At 73.2% G+C, this 23,007-nt stretch carries 15 protein-coding genes; 5 read left to right on the top strand and 10 right to left on the bottom strand.

Annotation, left to right across the window (positions count from 1 at the left end; all coding sequences use genetic code 11):
• Positions 1-3 precede the first annotated feature (3 nt).
• Positions 4-1,287, top strand: coding sequence for an FAD-dependent oxidoreductase (locus ACFQE5_RS20940; protein ID WP_379587464.1), 1,284 nt, complete (start codon positions 4-6; stop codon positions 1,285-1,287).
• Positions 1,288-1,429: 142 nt separating this feature from the next.
• Here ACFQE5_RS20940 and cimA read toward each other — a convergent pair whose 3' ends face one another.
• Both cimA and ACFQE5_RS20930 read right to left on the bottom strand, forming a co-directional pair.
• Positions 1,430-3,091 carry a citramalate synthase gene (cimA, locus tag ACFQE5_RS20935; protein WP_379587462.1) on the bottom strand — a complete coding sequence of 554 codons (1,662 nt, stop codon included), beginning with the start codon at positions 3,089-3,091 and terminating at the stop codon, positions 1,430-1,432.
• 253 nt (positions 3,092-3,344) lie between these two features.
• Entirely contained in the window at positions 3,345-4,886 is a 1,542-nt protein-coding gene (locus ACFQE5_RS20930) for an AMP-binding protein (protein WP_379587460.1), read from the bottom strand.
• Between the two features lie 85 nt (positions 4,887-4,971).
• Between ACFQE5_RS20930 and ACFQE5_RS20925 the strand changes: the two genes are divergently transcribed.
• Together ACFQE5_RS20925 and ACFQE5_RS20920 are read left to right on the top strand one after the other, a co-directional pair.
• Positions 4,972-7,785, top strand: a complete 2,814-nt coding sequence (locus ACFQE5_RS20925; protein WP_379587459.1) for a helix-turn-helix transcriptional regulator — start codon at positions 4,972-4,974, stop codon at positions 7,783-7,785.
• 110 nt (positions 7,786-7,895) lie between these two features.
• Positions 7,896-8,873 carry a hypothetical protein gene (locus ACFQE5_RS20920; RefSeq protein WP_379587458.1) on the top strand — a complete coding sequence of 326 codons (978 nt, stop codon included), beginning with the start codon at positions 7,896-7,898 and terminating at the stop codon, positions 8,871-8,873.
• Between the two features lie 56 nt (positions 8,874-8,929).
• On the opposite strand, the gene ACFQE5_RS20915 is transcribed toward ACFQE5_RS20920, so the two are convergent.
• The 6 genes from ACFQE5_RS20915 to ACFQE5_RS20890 all read right to left on the bottom strand — a co-directional run bounded on the left by ACFQE5_RS20915 (position 8,930) and on the right by ACFQE5_RS20890 (position 18,848).
• Positions 8,930-9,970, bottom strand: coding sequence for a 3-isopropylmalate dehydrogenase (locus ACFQE5_RS20915; protein WP_379587457.1), 1,041 nt, complete (start codon positions 9,968-9,970; stop codon positions 8,930-8,932).
• Between the two features lie 128 nt (positions 9,971-10,098).
• Positions 10,099-13,371 carry a S8 family peptidase gene (locus ACFQE5_RS20910; protein ID WP_379587455.1) on the bottom strand — a complete coding sequence of 1,091 codons (3,273 nt, stop codon included), beginning with the start codon at positions 13,369-13,371 and terminating at the stop codon, positions 10,099-10,101.
• Between the two features lie 108 nt (positions 13,372-13,479).
• Positions 13,480-15,090 (bottom strand): phosphoglycerate dehydrogenase, encoded by a 1,611-nt coding sequence (gene serA / locus ACFQE5_RS20905; RefSeq protein ID WP_379587454.1) that lies wholly within the window; start codon positions 15,088-15,090, stop codon positions 13,480-13,482.
• 229 nt (positions 15,091-15,319) lie between these two features.
• Positions 15,320-16,324, bottom strand: a complete 1,005-nt coding sequence (gene ilvC, locus ACFQE5_RS20900; RefSeq protein ID WP_379587452.1) for a ketol-acid reductoisomerase — start codon at positions 16,322-16,324, stop codon at positions 15,320-15,322.
• A gap of 62 nt (positions 16,325-16,386) precedes the next feature.
• Positions 16,387-16,893, bottom strand: a complete 507-nt coding sequence (ilvN, locus tag ACFQE5_RS20895; protein WP_379587451.1) for an acetolactate synthase small subunit — start codon at positions 16,891-16,893, stop codon at positions 16,387-16,389.
• Entirely contained in the window at positions 16,893-18,848 is a 1,956-nt protein-coding gene (locus ACFQE5_RS20890) for an acetolactate synthase large subunit (RefSeq protein WP_379587450.1), read from the bottom strand. The genes ilvN and ACFQE5_RS20890 overlap by 1 nt, the downstream gene beginning before the upstream one ends.
• A gap of 312 nt (positions 18,849-19,160) precedes the next feature.
• On the opposite strand from ACFQE5_RS20890, the gene ACFQE5_RS20885 reads away from it, so the two are divergent.
• Both ACFQE5_RS20885 and ilvD read left to right on the top strand, forming a co-directional pair.
• A complete protein-coding gene (locus tag ACFQE5_RS20885; RefSeq protein ID WP_379587448.1) occupies positions 19,161-19,586 on the top strand; it encodes a PH domain-containing protein in 426 nt (141 codons plus the stop codon).
• Positions 19,587-19,591: 5 nt separating this feature from the next.
• A complete protein-coding gene (gene ilvD, locus ACFQE5_RS20880; RefSeq protein ID WP_379587446.1) occupies positions 19,592-21,430 on the top strand; it encodes a dihydroxy-acid dehydratase in 1,839 nt (612 codons plus the stop codon).
• 45 nt (positions 21,431-21,475) lie between these two features.
• Here the strand turns inward: ilvD and ACFQE5_RS20875 are convergent, their stop codons facing one another.
• Together ACFQE5_RS20875 and ACFQE5_RS20870 are read right to left on the bottom strand one after the other, a co-directional pair.
• Positions 21,476-22,399: a phosphotransferase gene (locus ACFQE5_RS20875; protein WP_379587444.1), complete on the bottom strand. Its 924-nt coding sequence runs from the start codon at positions 22,397-22,399 to the stop codon at positions 21,476-21,478.
• A gap of 7 nt (positions 22,400-22,406) precedes the next feature.
• Complete coding sequence (locus ACFQE5_RS20870; protein ID WP_379587442.1) at positions 22,407-23,000, bottom strand: DoxX family protein; 594 nt, start codon at positions 22,998-23,000, stop codon at positions 22,407-22,409.
• Positions 23,001-23,007: the final 7 nt, after the last annotated feature.

The following is a 23,007-nucleotide window of genomic DNA, read 5'->3' as shown; positions in this document are numbered from 1 at the left end:
CGCATGATGAATAACGAGCGGACGACCGTCGCCATCGTGGGCGGCGGTCCGGCCGGCATGATGGCAGGTCTGTTGTTCGCCCGGGCCGGCATCGCGACCACGGTGCTGGAGAAGCACGCTGATTTCCTGCGGGACTTCCGCGGCGACACCGTGCACGCATCCACCCTGAACCTGCTCGACGAGCTCGGTCTCGGTGAGCGATTCGCCACGCTGCCGCAGCGCCGGCTGGACCGGGCGCAGGTCCAGCTCGACTGGACCACCGCGCAGGTGGCCGACCTGTCCCGGTTACCCGGCGCCCACCAGCACATCGCGCTGGTTCCGCAGTGGGACTTCCTCGACCTGCTCGCCGACGCCGCCGCGGCCGAGCCGACCTTCACCCTGCGCCGCAACGCCGAGGTCACCGGGCTGCTGCGGGACGGTGGCGCCATCGCCGGGGTCCACTACACCGACCGGGTCACCGGCGAACGGCACGAGCTGCGGGCCGCGCTGACCATCGGCTGCGACGGGCGAGGCTCCGCGGTCCGCGCCGCCGCGGGCCTGCGCCCGCGCTCGTTCGGCGTGCCGATGGACGTCTGGTGGTTCCGATTGCCGCGCCTCGACACCGACCCGGCCGGCGGACTCGGGCGGATCTCGCCCGGGCATTTCGCGGTGATGATCGACCGTGGCGACTACTGGCAGTGCGGCTACCTCATCCGCAAGGGCTCCGACCTGCGGATCCGGCAGGCCGGACTGTCCGCGTTCCGGGACCGGCTCGTGAACCTGCTGCCCTGGCTCGCCGACCGGATCGACCACCTGCGCTGCTGGGATGACGTCAAGCTGCTGGACGTCCGGCTGGAGCGGCTGCACCGCTGGTACGACGACGGGCTGTTGCTCATCGGGGACGCCGCGCATGCGATGTCCCCGGTCGGCGGGGTCGGGATCAACCTGGCCGTCGCCGACGCCGTCGCCGCCGCCCGGCTGCTCGCCCCCGCCCTGCGCAGCGACGGCCGGGTGAGCCGCGCCGACCTGCGCCGGGTGCAGGTGCGCCGGTGGTGGCCCGCAGCGCTGATCCAGGCCGGTCAGCGCCTGGCCCATCGCGCGTTGCTGCGCCGGGATCCGGTGCTACCGGTCGGCCGCGGTATGCCGCCGATCGGCCTCGGCGACCCGGCCTCGGCGACGCCGCAGGTCGGCGACCTGCCCGCTCCGCTGCGGCTGCTGCAACGGTGGCCGGTGCTCCAGCGGGTCATGGCCCGGCTGGTCGCCATCGGCCCGCTTCCCGAACACGCCCCCTGGTGGGCGCGACGCTGAACAGGACCCGGTGCTCGCCGGGGCAACGCCGACAGCCCGGTCGGATACTCGCACGTGCCAGGGGCGATCGAGAAAACCCGCGTATCCGCCCGCTGTCGCGACGGGGCTCCCCGCACAGTGCCCCTGCCGATCCCGATCCCGCTCAGAGGCCGGCTTGCGCCGGGGCGGTGGGAACGGAACCGGCTGACCGTTCCCGAAGTGCCGCGAACGCCAGCGCATCGACCAGCGCCAGCCACGACGCCTCGACCACGTTGCCGTGCACCCCGATCGTCGTCCACGAGCCCGCATGGTCGCTGGACTCCACGAGCACCCGGGTGACCGCGTCGGTGCCGTGCCCCATCCCCGAACCTCCTGGGGCCAGCAGCCGCACCTTGAAGTCGGAGAGCTCCACGTCCTCCAGCCACGGCCGGGACGGGGTGAGCGCCGCCCGCAGCGCGGCGTCCAGGGCGTTCACCGGACCGTTGCCCTCGCGAGTGGCGATCAGCCGCTCACCGTCGACGATCAGTTTGACCGTCGCCTCGCTCATCACCACACCGTCGGCGCGATGTTCGATGATCACCCGATAGGACTCCAGGGCGAACGGCACCGCGTCCTGCTCACCCAGCGCGGAGCGCATCAGCAGCTCGAGCGACGCATCGGCGGCCTCGAAGGTCCAGCCCTGCGCCTCGCGCTGCTTCACCGTGCTGACGACCGTCGAGACCGCCTCCGGATGGCTGGCCAGGTCCAGGCCGAGCTCATTGCCCTTGAGCTCGACGCTGGCCCGCCCGGCCATCTCGGTGACCAGCACCCGCTGCCCGTTGCCGACGACCTCGGGGTCCATGTGGTTGTACAGCTCGGAAGCCACCTTGATCGCACTCGCGTGCAGCCCCGCCTTATGGGCGAACGCCGAGGCCCCGACATAGGCCTGGTGGGTGTCGGGGGCGATGTTGGCGATCTCCGCCAACGCGTGCGACGTGCGGGTCAGCTCGCCGAACGAACCCGTCGGCAGGACCGGCATGTCCAGCTTCGTCACCAGGTTCCCGACGACGGCGAACAGGTCCGCGTTGCCGGCCCGCTCGCCGTAGCCGTTGGCGGTGCACTGCACGTGCGTCGCCCCGGCCTGCACGGCCGCCACGGAGTTGGCCACGGCGCAGCCGGTGTCGTCCTGACAGTGGATGCCGAGCCGGAAGCCGGTGCGCTGCGCCACCTGGGCCACCACCTCGGCGATTCCCAGCGGCAGCATCCCGCCGTTGGTGTCACACAGCACCGCGACGTCCGCACCCGCCGTCACACCGGCCTCCAGCACGCGCAGCGCCGTGTCGGCGTCGTGCCGGTAGCCGTCGAAGAAGTGCTCGGCGTCGAGGAACACCCGCCTGCCCTCGGCCCGCAGGAACGCCACCGTGTCGGCGACCATCGCGCAGTTCTCCGCGACGTCGGTGCGCAGCGCCCGCTCGATATGGCGCCGGTCGGACTTGGCGACGAGGGTGACGACCGGCGCCTGCGAGTCGAGCAACGCCCGGACCTGCGGGTCGGCCGACGCGGTCAGCCCGGCGCGGCGGGTGGACCCGAAGGCGACCAGCACAGCGTGCCGCAGTTCCAGCTCACCGGCCGCGGCCCGGACGAAGAACTCGGTGTCCTTGGGCAGCGCCCCCGGCCAGCCCCCCTCGATGAAGCCGACGCCCAGCGCGTCGAGGTGGCGGGCGACGGCGAGCTTGTCGGCAACGGAGTAGCTGATGCCCTCGCGCTGAGCTCCGTCCCGAAGCGTCGTGTCATAGACGTGGAACGCGTCACCGAGCGGCGTACCGGCGGGCTGGGTGCGGGACATCGTGGGGTCTCCTGGTCGTGGGCTTGCGCGACAACAAAAAAGACCCCCCGCGGGTGCGAGAGGTCTGCGCGTCGGCTGTGGTGCTGGTCAGCCGACGCGCCAACGAATGATGCTCACGCTGAGGTGGCGCACCTGGCGAGTGTCGCACGAGCGCTGCAGGAGCGTCGCACCACCCCCCACCCGGACGGGCAGCGGCGGCCGCACTCGAGCGGCGCAAGCGCCGCTGAGTGACGCTTGCGCCGCTCACGTGCGGTCAGGCGGGGGCGGCGATCGTGTCGCGCAGCACGCGCCGCACGATTTTTCCCGCGGGCGAGCGCGGGATCGCATCGACGATGCGCACTTCGGCGATCCGCTTGTAGCCGGCCACTCGCTCTGCCACGAAGGCCAGCACCGCATCCGGGTCGAGCTCGCCGCGCGGCACGACGAACGCGACCGGCACCTCCCCGCGTTCCGGGTCCAGCCGGCCGAGGACGGCCGCATCGGCCACGGCGGGATGTGTCATGAGCACCGCCTCAAGCTCGGCGGGTGCCACCTGGAACCCACTGACCTTGATCAAATCCTTGACCCGGTCGAGGACGACGATCTCGCCGGTCCGGGACAGCGAGACGAGGTCGCCAGTGCGCAGCCAGCCCTCGCCGTCGAGCATCTCGGCGGTCGCCGCCGGGTTGTGCAGATACCCGGCCATCACCTGCGGGCCGCGCACCCACAGCTCGCCGATTTCGGCCGCCTCGGCCCCGGTGTGCGGGTCGACCAGCCGGATCTCGGTGCCCGGCACCGGTTCGCCGACGCTGCCCGCGGCGTGCGGGACGGCCGGGTCGCGTCCGCCCATCGCGATCAGCGTGCTCGACTCGGTCATCCCGTAGGCCTGCACCACCCGCCTGCCGAGCCGGTCGGCGCACTCCTGCTGCACGGCCGCGGACAGCGGCGCCGATCCGGACACGACGAGCTCCAGCGACGAGAGGTCGTAGCGATCGACGACGGGGTGGCGGGCCAGCGCGAGCACGATCGGCGGCGCCACGGGCAGGATCGTGGCCCGGTGCTCCTGCACCAGGGCCAGGCACTCCTCGAGGTCGAACCGCAGCTGGGTCACCGCCGTCGCCCCGCCGCGCAGCGCCAGGAAGATTCCGGAGAAACTCCCCGCGACGTGGAAGTACGGCAACACGGCGAGCACGACGTCGCGCGGGGTGGGAGCCGCACCGGTCATGCCCTGAAGCACGTTCGCGACGATGTTGCGATGGGTCAGGCGCACACCCTTGGGCGGGCCGGTCGTGCCCGACGAGTACGGCAGCAGCGCGATGTCGGCCGGGGAGATCGCGACGGGCGGCCGTGGAGCCGTCTCGACGAGCAGGGCCGCGAACGGGACGGTGCCCGCGGCCTCACCACCGGCGAGCACGATCTGGGCGTCGCCCGCGGCCTGCCGGGCCCGGTCGAGGAACGGCGGCACCGTGAGGACGAACCGCGCGCCCGAATCGGCCAGCTGGGCGGCGATCTCACCGGTGGTCCACAGCGGATTCACCCCGGTCACCACGCCGCCCGCGCGCAGCGCGCCGAGCAGCGCGAGCGGCCATTCCGGCCCGTTCGGCGCCAGCACGGCCAGCACGTCCCCCTTCCCGAACCCGCGCGCGGCCAACCCGGCCGCGACGCGGTCGACGGCCGGGGCGAGCTCGGCGTAGCGCACGGCGCGGCCGGTGCGGCCGTCGAGGAACGCGGGACGCTCGCCGTGCGCGGCTGAGCCGGCGAGCAAAAACGTCGTCAGGTCGACCTCGGGAATGGGCGGCAGCGGCGGCATTGACATTGCGACCTCCTTAATGGCTGGACCGCCAGCCAACCGCCGGACACACCTGCCGCGCGCCGGGGATACTCCCTAGGTTTTGGAACCGATGACCCCAAACGCCGCCGCCGAGCACCCGCTCCTCGAACGGGACGCCGAGCTGCGCGCCCTCCAGGCCGGGATCGCCACGGCATTGGCCGGGCGCGGGGGTGCGCTGCTGGTCGAGGGCGCCGCGGGCATCGGCAAGACCCGGCTGCTCGACGTCGCCGCCGCCAGGGCGACCGAACGCGGGATGCGGGTGCTGACCGCGCGGGCCGGGCCGCTGGAACGCGACTACGCATTCGGCCTCGTGCGGATGCTGCTCGAACCGGCGCTGCCCCGCTCCGACCCCGACCGGCGGACCCGGCTGCTCGACGGCGCCGCGCGCTGGGCCGCGCCGGTTCTCGACGGCGCGGGGGCCGGGGCCCCCACCAATACCGCGGCGACCTTGCACGGCCTGTACTGGCTGGTCAGCGCGCTGACCGAGGAGCGGCCTCTGCTGCTGGTGGCCGACGACCTGCATTGGGCCGATGTGGCGTCGCTGCGGGCACTGGTCTACCTGCTGCGCCGCGCCGCCGAGCTGCCGCTGCTGCTCGTGCTCGCCACCCGCCCGGCCGAACCCGGGGCCGGGGCCGACCTGCTGCAGGAGCTGGCGGCCGACCCGCTGACCGGCGCGCTGCACCCCGGCCCGCTCAGCCACGCCGCCACCCAGCGGCTGGTCCGCGCCGTGCTCGGCGAGCCCGAGCCCGCCTTCACCGAGGCCTGTCACGAGGTCGCCGCGGGCAACCCGCTGCTGCTCGGCGCGCTGCTGCGGTCGCTGCACACGACTGGCGTCACGCCCGTCGAGTCGGCGACCGACGCGGTCCGTGAGCGCGCGCCCGCGATCGTCGCGATGTTCGTGCTGCCGCGGCTGCGGCACCTGCCGGCTCCCGCCGCGGCGATCGCACGCGCGCTCGCGGTGCTCGGTTCGGGCGCGGCCCTGCGGCACGTCGCCGCCGTGGCCCGGCTCGACCCGGACCGGGCCGCCGCCGCGGTCGACCGGCTCACCGCGGCGGAGCTGCTGGCCGCCGATCCCCCGCTGCGCTTCGCCCACCCGCTGCTCGCGCAGGCCGTCCTCGAGCACATCCCCGCCGGCGAGCGACACGCCGCCCACCGCTGCGCCGCCCGGGAGCTGGCGTCCGACGCCGCGCCGGCCGAGGCCGTCGCCGCGCACCTGTTGCTCACCGAGCCGCTGCGGGACGACTGGGTCGTGGCACGGCTGCGCGACGCCGCCCGTGTGGCGCTGCGCAAGGGCGCACCGCAGGCCGCCGTGACCTACCTCGAGCGGGCGCTGGGCGAGCCGCCGTCGCCGCAGGTGCGAGCCGAGGTGCTGTTCGAGCTGGGCTCCACCCAGACCCGTCTCGGCCCGACGCAGGGACTCGCTCGGCTGGCGGAAGCTCACGAGCTCACCACCGATCCGGACGCCCGCGCCCGGATCGCACTGCGGCTGGGCCGCGGGCTGGAAACGGCGTGGGAGCTGCCCAGGGCACTGGAGGTGCTGCAGCAAGCGGTGCTGGAGGCTGACACCGCGTCCGGCGTCGATCCGGACGTACGGCTGCTGCTGGAGGCCGAGTTCATCGGGCTCGCCCGCTCCCGCCCGGCCTCGCGCACCGCAGCGCTCGACCGGTTGCGACAGCTGACGCCGCAGGCCCGGCCGGACTCCGTCGCCGGCTGCATGCTGCTCGCGACGGCCGCGGTGGAGACGCTGCAGGTTGAGGGACGCGCCGACGAGGCGGTCGCGCAGGCCCGGCAGGCACTGACCGCCATCACCCGGCTCAGCTCCGGTTCGTTCACCACCGGCGTGCTCTACCTGGCCGGCCCGGTGCTCGCCGCGGCAGGAGAGTTGGACGCGGCGCTGCGCGGGGCCGACGCCGCGGTCGCCGACGCGCGGGAGCGGGTCGCACGGATCGAGCTGGGGGCCGCGCTCAGCTGGCGGGCGGAGATGAGCCGCCGGTGTGGTGCGCTGCTCGACGCCGAGGCCGACGCCCGGTTGGCGCAGGACATGGCTCGGGAGTTCGCCGTCCCCTACCCTCACCGGCTCCTGCTGGGGTTCCTGCTCTCCGCCCTCGTCGAGCGCGGGGAGCTGGAGACCGCGGAGCGGGAGCTGCTCGAACTCGAGGTCGACCGGAACCACGTGCACCTGCTGGCCGGGATGGGCCGACTGCGCCTGGCGCAGGGCCGACCGGCCGAGGCGCTCGAGCAGCTGCTCGCCGCGGGGCGCAGGCTGGCCAGGCGCGGCTGGACACACCCGGGGCTCGTCCCGTGGGAGACCGACGCCGCGCTCGCCTGCCACCGGCTGGGCCGCCTCAAGCAGGCCCGGGAGCTCGCGGACGCGGCGCTGGTCAGGGCCCGCCACTACGCCGCACCCGTCGCGACGGGCATCGCCCTGCGCACCGCGGGGCTGGTCCACGGCCTGCTCGACGCGCTGTGGGAGGCCGTCGACGTCCTCGAGGGCACTGCCGCGCGGCTCGAACACGCCCACACCCTCGTCGAACTCGGGGCCGCGCTGCGCCGGGCGGGCCATCGGGTCGACTCGCGGGAGCCGCTGCGCACCGGGCTCGATCTCGCGCACCGCTGCGGGGCGACGGTGCTCGCGGACCAGGCGACCGAGGAACTCCTCGCCTCCGGGGCGCGGCCGCGCCGCCCGCTGCGCACCGGGGCGGAGGCCCTGTCCCCCAGCGAGCGGAGGGTGGCCCGGCTGGCCGCCGAGGGCCGGAGCAACCGGGAGATCGCGCAGGCGCTGTTCGTCACCACGAAGACCGTCGAGGTGCACCTCTCGGCCTGCTACCGCAAGCTCGGGATCGCTTCGAGAGGGGAGCTTCCCGCGGCCCTCGACCGCACTTGAGCGGCGCAAGCGTCACTGAGCGGTGCTTGCGCCGCTCAAGCGCGGCCGGGTTATCCACAGGCCGGCCCGAGGGATTGGTCGTGAGCCCGCTGCGCGCCCACGCTCGGAGGATGCACCTCACCCGGGCCGACCGCGCCCGCATCCGCGCGCTGTTCCCCGACGGCGTCGCCCCCCGCAGAGCCCTGATCGAACTCGGAGTGTCGGCCTCCGCCCTCACCCGAAGCTGTCGCGCCGGTGGCCCGTGGCAGTCGCCGGTACGCGGCGTCATCCTGCTGTCCGCCGGTGAACTGACCCCGCTGCAGCGCATCCAGGTGGCACTGGCCAAATGCGGCGACGGCGCGGTCCTGACCGGGGTCACCGCCGCCCGCAGGCACGGCGTGCGGCGACTCCCCGAGGACCACCGGGTCTACGTTCTCGTTCCCAACCAGCGCCAGCTCGGCAGCGACGGTTTCGTCGTGGTCAGCAGGACCCGGCGGATGCCGCGCCCGATCCTGCGCAACGGGCTTCCGCTCGCTCCGCTCGCACGTGGCCTCGCCGACGCCGCCGCCCACCTCAACCAGCTCGACGCCGTGCGTGCGATGTTCGCCGACGCGGTGCAGCGCGGGCTCTGCACACCGACCGATCTCGCCGCGGAGCTGGCCGTGCAGCAGCGGCCACGCACGGCACTGGCCCGAATGGTGCTGAGCGAGGTCGCCGACGGCGTGCGCTCGGCCGCCGAGGCCTGGGCCCGGCGCCTGGTGATCCGCAGCGGGCTCCCCGCGCCCGCGTGGAATGTGGCGGTGCACCGCCGCGACGGCCGGCTGATCGGCGTGGCGGACGCCTGGTGGGACGACGTCGGCCTCGTCTGGGAGATCGACTCCCGGGAATGGCATCTGAGCCCACAGGAACACGATCGCGACACCCGCCGCCAATCCGGCTTCGCCGCCGAGGGAATCCACGTGGTCCACACCCGGCCGGGCCGGTTGCTCCGTGACCGTGCCGCCGTGCTCGACGAGCTCGTCCGCGCTCATGCACAGGCCTCGCGCACCCCACGACCGGACGTCGTCACCTACCTCTGGCGCCCGTCACGGCCCCACCCCGCCACCTGAGCGGCGCAAGCGTCGCTCAGTGGCGCTTGCGCCGCTCAAGTGCCCGTGCGGTGCGCTCAGTTGGTCGGGGCGGCTTGCCTGCTCACCAGCGCCGCGATCCGGTCCCCGATCGCGCGGGTGTTCCCGGCGGCTCCGTGATCGCGGGTGGCCAGGTCGAACGCCACGGCGGCCTCGATCCGGCGGGCGGCCTCGGTGTTGCCGAGGTGGTCCAGCAGCAGCGCGACCGACAACACCGCCGCCGTGGGGTCGGCGATGCCCTGCCCGGCGATATCCGGGGCGCTGCCGTGCACCGGCTCGAACATGCTCGGGTTACGTCCGCTGACATCGAGGTTGCCGCTCGCGGCCAGCCCGATCCCACCGGTGACCGCGGCGGCCAGGTCGGTGAGGATGTCGCCGAACAGGTTGTCGGTGACGATCACGTCGTAGCGGCCGGGGTCGGTGACCAGGTGGATGGTCGCGGCGTCGACGTGCTGGTAAGCCACGGAAACGTCGGGGTGCTCCAGCGAGACCTCCTCGACGATCCGCGACCACAGCGCCCCGGCGAAGGTCAGCACATTGGTCTTGTGCACCAGGGTCAGATGCTGACGCGGGCGCCGCTGCGCGCGGGCAAAGGCGTCCCGCACCACGCGCTCCACACCGAACGCGGTGTTCGTGCTGACCTCGGTGGCGATCTCGTGTGGGGTGTCCTTGCGCAGCAGGCCACCCGTCCCGACGTACGGACCCTCGGTGCCCTCCCGCACCACGACCATGTCGATCTCGGGGTTGCCGGCCAGCGGGCTGCGCACCCCCGGGTAGAGCCGGGCGGGGCGCAGGTTCACATGGTGGTCGAGCTCGAAGCGCAGCCGCAGCAGCAGCCCGCGCTCCAGGATCCCGCTGGGCACGGACGGGTCGCCGACCGCGCCGAGCAGGATCGCGTCGTGCTCGGCGAGCTCGGAGAGCACCGACTCCGGCAACAGCTCACCGGTGGAGTGCCAGCGTGCGGCGCCGAGGTCGTAGGTCGTCGTCTGCACGCCCGCGGTGACCTCGGCGAGCACCTTGAGTGCCTCGTCGATGACCTCCGGCCCGATGCCGTCGCCGGGAATGACCGCAAGGCGCATGTGTGGATGTCCTCTCATGATGTGGCGTCGCCGCACCGTACCGGCTGCGCCGCCGTCGCGTTGTCCTCGTCCACCCCTTCGGGGCCACCCGGGGCGGTGAAGGTGGGTCACCGGGGCTCTCGCGACCGTCACGACGGTCGCGACACTCCTTCGAGCGGGTTGATTCTGCGCCGGTCGCCGAGCGGCCGCGGCCTCGGGGGGGTCCGGTCCGGAGCGTCGAGGAGCACCACCCTGCTGCCGCGCGCATTCTGGCCCAGCACAACGAGCAACGGTCCGTCGGCCCCGCCCACCGACACCCTGGTGCCGCCGTCGGCGGGGCGCAGCAGCGCCGGCCCGGTGTCCAGCGCCCAGGCCAGCGGGTCGAACTCCGCCGGGGCGTCCATCCGGTCGACGACGCCGTCGGTCGATGCGGGCGGGCCGTGATCACCGAGCACCGACACCTGGAACCGCAGCGGCGCGGTCCCGGCCGCCGGATCGATCCCGAGCGCGGCCAGCCGTACCGGCAAGACCCAGACGTCGGTGTCGAAGACGTTGGTGTCGGTGTCGCCACCCAGGCCGTTGACGGGCTGGACGTCGACCTCGGCGAACCCGTCCGGCGTCGGCCGGTGCAGGTCGACCGTCCGGGCGACGAGCACATCGGTGTCGGGCAGCTTGGTCGCCAGCGTGAGAAAGTCGGGACGGCCGTCGCCGTCCACATCGATCTCGACGCTCGGCTGGGTGATGCTGCCGATGTTGGGTAGGTCGGCCCAGGTGGCGATCGCGAACCCGAGCAGGGCGTCGCCGGGCCGCCCGGCCGATCGGGCGGCGGCGGCCGTCGAGGCGACGCCGACGTAGCGCAGGTCACCGCCGTCGCCGGTGGCGGTGGGCACGCATCCGGCCACGGCCGCGCCGGCACAGCGAGGCAGCTTCGCGCTGGTGGCCGCCAGGGCGAAGACCCCCATCCGGGAGCGGTAGGCCTGCGGCCCGCTGCCCTGATCGACCCCGGTGCCGTCGAGGGTCAGCACCTCCTCGCCGCGCCGCGGGACCAGTGTGGAGACCGGCTTCGGCGCCGCCGAGACCGGAACCCGCACCACCGGCTCGCCCCCGTCGTCCGGGGTGAGCACCAGCAGGCCCGAGGCGTCGGCGAGGTACTGGCGGGGCTGTCCGTGCTGGCGCAGTTCCAGCGTCGGGTCGGCGGTGCGGCGCAGCGCGGCAGGGTTGTCGATGCGCAGCCGGACGTCGACGAGCGCGCTGCCCCCGGGAGGCACGACGAGCCTGGCCGGCGCGGCGTCGATGCGCACCCCGGGCATGGTCGTGATCGGCTGGTAGGCGGCGCCGAGCACAACGGGCAGCAGACCGCGGTTGAGCACCCGGACCCGTTCGGTGCGCGAGAGGGCGGCGCCGGGCAGCGCCTCCAGAGCGCCGAACGTCACGCTGACGGCACCGGCCGGGTCGTCGGCCATGGCCAGCAGCGTCGTGCCGACCGCGGCGCGGGCGTCGACCCGGCCGGCGCCGACCCGCATCGGCGCCACCACGGGCCCACTGCGGTTCTCCCCGGCGTGCACCGTCCCGGTCGCCGTGCCCATGATCGCGGCCTTGACCAGCTCCGGGGACCAGCCCGGGTGGACCTCCCGGACCAGCGCCGCGACCCCGGCGACGAACGGGCTGGCCATCGAGGTGCCCGAACGGACCGCACGCCCGTTGCCGGTGCCGACGGCCGCCGAGGTGATCGTCTCGCCCGGCGCGGCGACGTCCGGCTTGGCCGCGGGTGCGCGCACCCCGCGCGAGGTCGACGCGCTCGGCGTGTCCTCGATCTCCGGTGTCCTGATCGGCACCGACGACACGAGGTCGCCGCCGAAGCGCACCCGCAGCGTCCCCGCCGCGAGCGCCGGGCGCAGCGCGGCCGTGGCCGGGCCGGTGAGCTGGAACATCGGGATGTCCGCGGTGCCTGCGATCGCGACCGAACCGAAGTCCGGCAACCCCGAGGTCAGCAGCACCCCCGCCGCGCCCGCGGCGTGCGCGTTGGCCGCCCGCGGCGCCGAGCCGCAGGTGCGCTGCGCCGCCTCGTCGGCCCACGACAGCCAGACCACGGCGCCGCGCACCCGCTCGGCGTCGGCGCTCGAGAAGGGCCGGCAACCCTCGGCGTTCGCCCCGCCGAGCGCGACGACCCGCGCCCGCAGATCCAGGTCCGGGTAGCCGGGGTAGCTCAGGCTGTACTGCCCGGGCCAGCGGCCCGGCCCCGGTGGGCCGAGCACCTCGACGGCGTCGCGCAACACCGCGGCGTCGCGGATGTTGGCCACGGTGAGCGCGTGCGGGCTGTTGCCGGGCGGGCCGGTGGCGTCGACAACGTCCCCGGAGTTGCCCGCCGACGCCACGACGACGACGCCGTGCTCGGAGAGCTTCGCGACGAACTCGTTCACCGGGTCGTCGACGGCGCCGAAGGCCGAGCCCAGCGACAGGTTGACCACGTCGAGCCGGTCGGCTTGGTTCCCGTCGCCGTTGGGATCAAGGGCGTGGTCGAGGGCCAGCGCGGTCAGCTCGGTGGAGCCCGAACAGCCGAACACCCGGATGGCGTACAGCGAGGCCTGCGGCGCGACCCCGGGGCCGATTCGCATGCCGTCGAGGTCCCCGGCGGTGAGCGTCGCGTGGTCGCCCCGGAACGTCGTGCCGTCGGCGCCGACGCCGAGCCCTGCCGCGGTTCCCGCGACATGCGTGCCGTGTCCCTGGCAGTCGAGTGGGTTGTCGTCCGGATGCGGGACGTGGCGGGCCGGGTCGGCGTTGTCGGCGTCGTAGTCGTCGCCGGCCAGGTCGATCCCGCCGATGACCTTCGCGGTCGGGAAGTCCGCCGCACCGGCGCGGGCGGCCGCGAAGGCGGCCGGGGTACCGGGGCCGCCGAAGTCGGCGTGGGTGTAGTCGATGCCGCTGTCGATGATCCCGATCCGGATCCCGGCGCCGGACCGCCCGGTCTGCTGCCAGGTCTGCAGCGCTCGGCCGAGCTGGACGGCGCCCGCGTTGTCGGGCCGGGCGCGGCCGAGCCTGCGAACCGAGCGCACGCCCGGGCGGGCCGCCAACTCGCGCGCGGTGGCGGCGTCGACCCGGAGCGCGACCCCGGCCACCGCATTGCGGGTTCGGAACAGCTCACGCGCCCCCCGGGCGGCGGGCACCCGGGAGAGCAGCTCGTCGGTGAGTGCGTCGATCCGGTCCCGGGCGGCGGAGGCGACGCGGCGCGCCAGGTCCGGTCCTCCGGCGAGCGCGGCACGGTACTCGTCGGCCGCCGACGGCCGGTCCAGGGCGACGAACACCGTCACCGGGGTCGCGTCGACAGGCTTGCCCGGTGCCGCGTCCGCCCCGGCCGGCGCGAACAGCGACGCCACGGCGAGGCACAGCGCGATACCCGCTGTCCGCCAGCGCGCTCGCGCCACCGGCCACCCCCCACCGAGCCGGCCCGTCCGGCGTCGTCCCGCGCAACCTAGGGCAAGCGCGGGGGGTAACCACCGCCCACCTGATCGAGTGCGGCGCCCGGCGCGGGATCAGTCGAAGGAGATGAGCCGGGTGGTCTTGGCGTTCACCGAGGCGCCGATCGGTTCGAGGACCGCCGGGTCCACCGCGCGGTCGACGCGCAGCAGCATGATCGCGTCGGCGCCGTCGGTGGTCTGGCTGATCTGCGCGGCCTCGATGTTCACCGCGGCCTCGCCGAGCAGCGTGCCGACCCGGCCCATCACACCGGGACGGTCGGCGTACTCGAGCAGGATGACCTCACCCTCGGCCCGCAGATCGAAGTGGCGGCCGTTGACCTCGACCAGCTTCTCCACCTGGGCTCGTCCGGTCAGCGTGCCCGACACGGTGATCGACTCGCCGTCGGGCATCGCGCCCCGCAACTGCACGACGCTGCGATGGTTCTCGCTCTCCGGGGTGGTGGTGAGCGCGACGCTGACCCCCCGCTCCGCCGCGAGGTTCGGCACGTTGACGAACGTGACCTGGTCCTCGACGACGTTGGTGAACACGCCGCGCAGCGCGGCCAGCGACAGCACCGAGACGTCCTCGGCCGCCAGCTCACCGGCCACGTCGACGCTCACCGAGCTCGGCAGCCGGCCCGCGACGGCGTGCAGCACCGTGCCCAGCTTCTGCACCAGCGGCAGCCAGGGCCGGACCTCCTCCCCGACCACCCCGTCGACCTGCACGTTCACGGCGTCCGGGACGAACTCCCCGGCGAGCGCGAGCTTGACCGAGCGCGCGACGTCGGTGCCGGCGCGGTCCTGGGCCTCGTCGGTCGAAGCACCCAGGTGCGGGGTGACCACCACGTTCTCCAGCTCGAACAGCGGGCTGGAGGTGGTCGGCTCCTTGAGATAGACGTCGATGCCCGCGCCGCCGACGTGCCCGCTGCGCACCGCGTCGGCCAGCGCCTCCTCGTCGATCAGCCCACCGCGGGCGGCGTTGACGATCAGCACGCCCGGCTTGGTCATCGCGAGCTGCTCCTTGCCGATCAGACCCAGGGTCTCCGGGGTCTTCGGCAGGTGGATGGAGATCACGTCGGCCCGCCGGAGCAGGTCCGCCAGCTCGACGAGCTCGATGCCGAGCTGGGCCGCGCGGGCCGGTGCGACATAGGGGTCGTAGGCGATCAGCTCGACGCCGAACGCAGCCAGGCGCTGCGCCACGAGCTGCCCGATCTTGCCAAGGCCGACCACGCCGACGGTCTTGCCGTTCAGCTCGACACCGGTGTAGGCGCTGCGCTTCCACTGGCCGTGGCGCAGGCTCGCGTCGGCGGCCGGGACGCGCCGGGCCACGGCGAGCAGAAGGGCGACGGCGTGCTCGGCGGCCGAGACGATGTTCGAGGTCGGCGCGTTGACCACCATCACGCCACGAGCGGTCGCGGCCGGGACGTCGACGTTGTCGAGCCCCACGCCCGCCCGCGCGACGACCTTGAGCCGGGCCGCGGCGGCGAGCACCTCGGCATCGACCTTCGTGGCGGAGCGGACCAGCAACGCGTCGGCGTCGGCGACCGCCGCGAGCAAGGCCGGGCGGTCGGTTCCGTCGACCTGCCGGATCTCGACGTCGTCCCCGAGCATCGCGACGGCGGACGGTGCCAGTTTCTCGGCGAGCAGGACGACGGGGCGGGGGTGGTCGGTAGCTGCGGTGCTCACGGTGCAGGGCTCCCGGATCGGGTTGGCGCGGTTGTGGCCTCGGTTGGAGTGCCGGACGCACCGATGGTAGTTGCGCGGCCCGACGCCATCGGTGGCGGCGTGCGCAGCGCGACACTGTGATCAACCGCGCCCTCGGCGCAGACGCCCGGCGGGTGAGCGTCACCACGCCGAACACGCGAAACGGCACCCGCCGGGCGGCGGGTGCCGTTCCACGAACCGGTGCGGCGGGTTACTGCGCCTTGGTGCCCACCCAGCTCATCAGGCCGCGCAGCTTCTCCCCGACCTGCTCGATGGGGTGCTCGGCACCCTCCTTCTGCAGCCGGGTGAAGGTCGGCCTGCCGTTCTCGTCCTCGGCCACCCACTCGCGGGCGAACCGGCCGTCCTGGATCTCGGCGAGGATCTTGCGCATCTCGTCCTTGACCGCGGGGGTGATGACGCGCGGGCCACGGGTGAGGTCGCCGTACTCGGCGGTGTCGGAGATCGAGAAGCGCTCGTTGGCGATGCCGCCCTCGTACATGAGGTCGACGATCAGCTTGAGCTCGTGCAGGCACTCGAAGTAGGCGATCTCCGGGGCGTAGCCGGCCTCGGTCAGCACCTCGAAACCGGCCTGCACCAGCGCCGCCATCCCACCGCAGAGGACGGCCTGCTCGCCGAACAGGTCGGTCTCGGTCTCCTCGGTGAACGTCGTCTCGATGACCCCGGCGCGGGCGCCGCCGATGGCCGCCGCGTAGGAGAGTGCGAGCGCCTTGGCGTTACCCGAGGCGTCCTGCGCGACCGCGATCAGGCACGGCACGCCCTTGCCGTCGACGAACTGGCGGCGCACCAGGTGGCCGGGGCCCTTCGGGGCGACCATCGCCACGTCGACGTCCGCGGGCGGGGTGATCAGCTCATAGCGGATGTTGAAGCCGTGCCCGAAGAACAGCGCGTCGCCGCTGCGCAGGTTCGGGGCGATGTCCTCGGCGTAGATGAAGCGCTGCTTGGTGTCCGGCGCCAGAATCATGATCAGGTCGGCCTCGGCGGCCGCCTCGGCGGGCGTCACGACCCGCAGGCCCTCGTCGGCGGCCTTGGCCCGGCTCTTCGAGCCCTCCGGCAGGCCGACCCGGACGTCGACACCGGAGTCACGAAGCGACAGTGCGTGCGCGTGGCCCTGCGAGCCGTAGCCGATCACCGCGACCTTGCGGCCCTGGATGATCGACAGATCGGCGTCGTCGTCGTAGTAGATGTTCACACTCATGACCGGTGGATGGTCCTCTCGGAAAGGTCAGGTATCCGGCGTCGTTGGTAGCCGGGTCCTTGTTAGCGGACGGTCGCGGCGGTGATGGACCGGGGTCCGCGGCCGACGGCCACCATCCCGGACTGCACCATCTCGCGTACACCGTAGGGCTCCAGCATCCGCAGCAGCGCGTTCAGCTTGTCGGCGGTGCCGGTGGCCTCGATGGTGAGCGCCTCCGGGGCCACGTCGACGACCTTGGCCCGGAACAGCTGCACGGTCTCGAGCACCGAGCTGCGCACCCCGGCGTCGGCCCGCACCTTCACCAGCAGCAGCTCCCGCTGCACCGACGTGCCCGGCTCGAGCTCGACGATCTTGATGACGTTCACGAGCTTGTTGAGCTGCTTGGTGACCTGCTCGAGCGGCAGATCCTCGACGGCGACGACGATCGTCATCCGGGAGATGCCCGACTGCTCGGTCGGGCCGACGGCCAGCGAGGTGATGTTGAACCCGCGGCGGGAGAACAGCCCGGCGACACGGGCCAGGACACCGGGTTTGTCCTCGACGAGCACGGACAACGTGTGGATCTCCATCAGCCCTCATCTCCGGGGTCACGCGGCGCCCGCGCCGGATCGGTGGAACCGGCGAGGCCGAGCGGACCCGCCTGATCGACCTCGGCGTCCAGTTCGTCTCCGTCGAACAGCGGCCGGATGCCGCGGGCAGCCATCAGCTCATTGTTCCCGGTGCCCGCGGCGACCATCGGCCAGACCTGGGCGTCGGCGCCGACCACGAAGTCGATGACGACCGGCTGGTCGTTGATCTCCATCGCCTGCTGGATGACCCGGTCGACCTCGTCGCGGGACTCCGCCCGCAGCCCCACGCAGCCCATCGCCTCGGCCAGCAGCTTGAAGTCGGGGATGCGGTGCTTGTGCGTACCGAGGTCGGTGTTGGAGTACCGCTCGGAGTAGAAGAGGTTCTGCCACTGCCGGACCATGCCCAGATTGCCGTTGTTGATCACGGCGACCTTGATCGGGATGTTCTCGATCGCGCAGGTGGCAAGCTCCTGGTTGGTCATCTGGAAACAGCCGTCACCGTCGATCGCCCACACGACGGTGTCGGGCCGGGCGGCCTTCGCACCCATCGCGGCGGGCACCGCGTAGCCCATCGTGCCCAGCCCCCCGGAGTTCAGCCACGACCGCGGCTTCTCGTAGCTGATGAACTGCGCCGCCCACATCTGGTGCTGGCCGACGCCCGCCGCGTACACCGCGTCCGGTCCGGCGATCTTGCCGATCCGCTCGATCACGTACTGCGGGGACAGCGAACCGTCGTCGGGCCAGTTGTAACCGAGCGGGAAGGTCGTGCGGTACCCGTCGAGCTGGGCCCACCAGGCACTGATGTCGGCGACGCCGGACGCCTGCTCGGCGCGGACGGCCTCGATCAGCTCGGTGAGGACCTCCTTGCAGTCACCCACGATCGGGACGTCCGCGCGTCGGTTCTTGGAGATCTCGGCCGGGTCGATGTCCGCGTGCACCACCCGGGCGTCGGGCGCGAAGCCGTCCAGCCGCCCGGTCACCCGGTCGTCGAACCGCGCGCCGAGCGTGACCAGCAGATCGGAGCGCTGCATGGCCGCGACCGCGGCGACCGTCCCGTGCATCCCGGGCATGCCGACGTGTTGCGGATGGCTGTCGGGGAACGCGCCGCGCGCCATCAACGTGGTCACGACGGGGATCCCGGTGAGCTCGGCCAGCCTGCGCAGCTCCGCGGAGGCCTCCGCCTTGAGCACCCCGCCGCCGACGTAGAGCACCGGCCGGCTGGCCGAGGTGATCATCTTCGCGGCCTCGCGGATCTGCTTGCCGTGCGGCCGGGTCGTCGGCCGGTAACCGGGCAGCTTCATCTCCGGGGGCCAGCTGAACGTGGTCTGCGCCTGCAGCGCGTCCTTGGAGATGTCCACCAGCACCGGGCCGGGTCGGCCGGTGGAGGCCAGGTGGAACGCCTCGGCGATCGCCCGCGGGATCTCCGCGGCGTCGGTCACCAGCATGTTGTGCTTGGTCACCGGCATGGTGATACCGGTGATGTCGGCCTCCTGGAACGCGTCGGTCCCGATCAGGGGTCCGGCGACCTGCCCGGTGATCGCGACGATCGGCACCGAGTCCATGTGCGCGTCGGCCAGCGGGGTGATCAGGTTGGTCGCCCCCGGACCCGACGTCGCCATGCACACCCCGACCTTGCCGGTGGCCTGGGCGTAGCCGGTGGCCGCGTGGCCCGCCCCCTGCTCGTGGCGCACCAGGACGTGCCGGACCTTCGCCGAGTCCAGCAGCGGGTCGTACGCCGGGAGAATCGCGCCGCCGGGAATGCCGAAGACGACCTCACATCCGATCTCCTCGAGCGAACGCACAAGGGACTGCGCGCCGGTCATCGGCTCGGCAGCGGGGCGCAGCCCGGCCGGTGGCGCACCGGAGGCGGTCGGCCCGGGGCGGCCCGGCGGCGGTGCCGGCTTCGGTCCCGGCGGCCCGGGAACCGCGCCGGAACGGGGCGTGGCGGTGGTCATCTGCGGTCAGCCTCGCTCGAGGATTGGGTCCGAACATGAAAAAACCCCCGGCCGCCGAGGTCCGGCGGAACGAGGGTGGCGCGTCGACGGCCGAGTGTACAGCGGACAGCTCAGGCGAGGACGCGCCTGCGAAGTACGAGAATTCGGCCGATGAACATAGGGCGACGCTAGTCGCCCGGCGGAGCATCGGTCAACATCGGGGGCCATCGTGACCACAACGTGGGAGGAGTGTCACGCATCCGCGTCCACCCGAGGGCCGGTGAGGCGCGGCCAGCGTGCCGGGCCGGTTCGATCGATGCGACCATGGTGGCCGTGAGCGCGGATTCGCACCAGCCCGCCGAAGGCACCGAGCCGCCGCGGGCCGTCTTCCAGATCTCCCGGCTGGGCATCTTCGTCGCCATCGCCCTGGCCTTCTTCGCGATCCCGTTCGCCTTCGGCGCCCCGTACTTCTGGGTCGTCTACGTGGTGCCGCTCGGGATCATCGTGTGGATCCTGCGGGTCCGGACCGTGGCCGACCCCGAGTCGGTGACCGTGCGACGCATCGTCGGGACCCGGCGAGTACCGTGGTCGCAGATCAGCTCGCTGCGCCTGCAACCCTCGACCCGATCTCGGGGTACCCGTGTCAGCGCGGTGCTGACCGACGGCGCGGAGCTACCGCTGCCCGCCGTGCATGTCCGCGACCTGTCTCAGCTCGCCGCCGTCAGCGGCGGCAGGCTGCCCGACCCGGCTGGAGAGTGAACCGCATGCCGGCCCTGCGTTCCCGCGTGACGACCCATGGCCGCAACGCTGCCGGAGCGCGCTCGCTCTGGCGCGCAACCGGTCTCGGCGACGACGACTTCGGCAAGCCGATCGTCGCGATCGCCAACTCCTACACCCAGTTCGTGCCCGGTCACGTGCACCTGAAGGATCTCGGCGACCTGGTGGCGGGCGCGGTCCGGGAGGCGGGCGGCGTGCCCCGGGAGTTCCACACGATCGCCGTCGACGACGGCATCGCGATGGGCCACGGCGGGATGCTCTACTCGCTGCCGTCCCGCGAGGTCATCGCCGACGCCGTCGAGTACATGGTCAACGGGCACGCGGCCGACGCGCTGGTCTGCATCTCCAACTGCGACAAGATCACCCCGGGGATGCTCAACGCCGCGCTGCGGCTCAACATCCCGACGGTGTTCGTCTCCGGCGGGCCGATGGAGGCGGGCAAGGCGGTCGTCGTCGACGGGGTGGCGCACGCGCCCACCGACCTGATCACCGCGATCGCGGCGTCGGCCTCCTCCGCCGTCGACGAGTCCGGGTTGGACCTGGTCGAGCGGTCTGCGTGCCCGACCTGCGGCTCGTGCTCCGGGATGTTCACCGCGAACTCGATGAACTGTCTCACCGAGGCGCTCGGGCTCGCCCTGCCGGGCAACGGTTCGACGCTGGCCACGCACGCGGCGCGCCGCTCGCTGTTCCTGGAGGCCGGCCGCACCGTCGTCGAACTGGCGCAGCGGTGGTACGCCCAGGACGACCCGTCGGTGCTGCCGCGGTCGATCGCGACGCGGGAGGCGTTCGAGAACGCGATGGCGCTCGATGTGGCCATGGGCGGCTCGACCAACACCGTGCTGCACATCCTCGCCGCGGCGCAGGAGGGTGAGGTCGACTTCACCCTCGCCGACATCGACGCGGTGTCGCGGCGGGTGCCGTGCCTGAGCAAGGTGGCGCCGAACTCCGACTACCACATGGAGGATGTGCACCGGGCCGGTGGCATCCCCGCGATCCTCGGCGAGCTGTGGCGGGCCGGCCTGCTCCACGAGGACGTGCACACGGTGCATTCGCCGTCGCTTCGGCAGTGGCTCTCGACGTGGGACGTGCGGGCCCAGGCGCCCTCGGAGGCGGCGGTCGAGCTGTTCCACGCCGCCCCCGGCGGGGTGCGCACGACCGAGGCGTTCTCGACCGAGAACCGCTGGTCGTCGCTGGACACCGACGCCGCCGCGGGCTGCATCCGGGACGTCGCGCACGCCTACAGCGCCGACGGCGGACTCGCCGTGCTGCGGGGCAACCTCGCCGAGAACGGCGCGGTGATCAAGACCGCCGGCATTCCCGAGGACATCTGGCGCTTCGAGGGCCCGGCCCGGGTCGTCGAGAGCCAGGAGGAGGCCGTCTCGGTCATTCTCAACCGCCAGATCCAGCCCGGTGACGTGCTCGTGGTCCGCTACGAGGGCCCCTCGGGCGGGCCGGGGATGCAGGAGATGCTGCACCCCACCGCGTTTCTCAAGGGCGCCGGGCTGGGCGCGAAATGTGCGCTGATCACCGACGGCCGGTTCTCCGGCGGCTCCAGCGGAATCTCGGTCGGGCACGTCTCGCCCGAGGCCGCCGCCGGCGGGACGATCGGGCTGGTGCAGAACGGGGACCGGATCGTCCTGGACGTGCGGGCCCGGTCGCTCGAACTGCTCGTGAGCGACGAGGTTCTGGCCGAGCGGCGGGCCAAGATGGAGGCCGCCGAGCGGCCGTGGCAGCCCGTCGACCGCGACCGCCCCGTCTCGAAGGCCTTGCGCGCCTATGCCGCACTGGCCACCTCCGCCGACACCGGAGCTGTCCGCCGGCTGTGAGTGCGTAACAGTGTTCTAACACTGTTACGCACTCACAGCCCGGGTTCACCGGCGGAGATCGGCGACCGCGGGGCCCAGCTGCGACAAGGCCTGCTCGGCCGTCCCGGCGAGCTCGGCGACCCGGGCCACGCCCAGATGGTCGGCGGCGAACCCGAGATACCCGACGTGCGCGAGCACGTCGGACAGCCAGCGCTCCACCTCGGCGAGATCGGGCCGCTGAGGACCGCCGGTCAGCTCGGCGAACAGTGCCTGGTAGGTCGCCGGGTCGCCGGCCCCCTGGGCGCGCAGCACCGCGAGGTCGACGCCTGCCGGAGCAACCCGCGCGTTCCCCCAGTCGACGAGCACGGCGCCCTCCGAGTCGACCAGGATGTTCCCGCGGTGGGCGTCCCCGTGCACCAGGGTGCGCGGGACCATGCCCAGCGCCAGCCGGATCCGCGGGTCGTCCGCCCACGCCCACAGCGCCTCGGCGACCTCGCCGCAGCGCCGATCCCCGGTCCGCTCTCCCGCGCCGACGACCGCGGGCCGGATCCGGTCGCGGCACAGGCTCCGCCACCACGCGGCATCGATCACCAGGAGGCCGCGCGGGCGCTTGCCCAGCCAATGCGCATGTACCCGGGCCAGCGCGGTCCACACCTCGGCCGGGACGTGCGGTCCTTCGGCCAATGGCTCCCCGGCGTAGTAGGGCAGCACCAGCCAGTCGCGGCCCGCAGCGAGCAGCCGGGGCCGCCGCAGGTCGACGACGACGGCGACCGCCCGCATCGCGGCGATCTCCGCCGCCGCGGCCTGCTTGACCACAACGCTCATCGTCCGGCCCGCGACCTCGAGATCGACGCGCTGCACCGCCGCCGCGACGTAGCCGCCGCCGAGCAGGCCGCGCCCGGTCACGCTCACCGAGCCGCCGAGGCGACGCGCGAGGACCGGCAGCCACACGTCGTCGGGAGGTAACCGATCCGGCCCGGACCCGCTCATCGGCGGCTCATGAACGCAACACCAGCAGCACCACCAGCGCCGCGCCCACCCCGACGACCAGGAACAGCCAGGCGTACGGAAGCGGGCGGCGCTGCCAGGTGCGGCCGTTGTCCAACGCGACCCGACCGGCCCCGGTGAACACGAGCGCCGCGGCGCCCGCCCCGAGCAGCAGGTCGATCTCGAGGGCGTCCGGCGCGGCGGCGGCGAAGAACGGGACACCCCATTTGACGACGATGGCGACGATCTTGATCGACAGTAGCGCGGCGGCCGCCAGCGGCGTCAGCAGCCCGAGCACGAGGAACGCGCCCGCGACGAGTTCGGTGACGCCCGTGGCCCATGCCAGCGCGCCCGCGTACCCGGTGAAGCCGTGACGCGCGATGTTCTCCGTCGTCCGCGTGATCCCGAGACCACCCCAGAGCCCGAAGACCTTCTGGGCGCCGTGCGCGAAGAACAACCCGCCGATCACGATCCGCAGCAGCAGCAGTCCGATGTCCGCGGATCCGTTCGACGGAACCGGCCGCCGCTCGGGTTTGGTCGGTGCCACGGCAGGCTCTGCCCCACCGAGCGTCCCGATGTCGAAAGATCGGGTCGGATCACTCATGGGCCGG

This window comes from Pseudonocardia hispaniensis, assembly GCF_042658695.1.
Taxonomy (GTDB): Bacteria; Actinomycetota; Actinomycetes; order Mycobacteriales; family Pseudonocardiaceae; genus Pseudonocardia; species Pseudonocardia hispaniensis.
The sequence above is the reverse complement of the archived record's forward strand: the minus strand, read 5'-3'. Positions and strand labels throughout refer to the sequence as shown.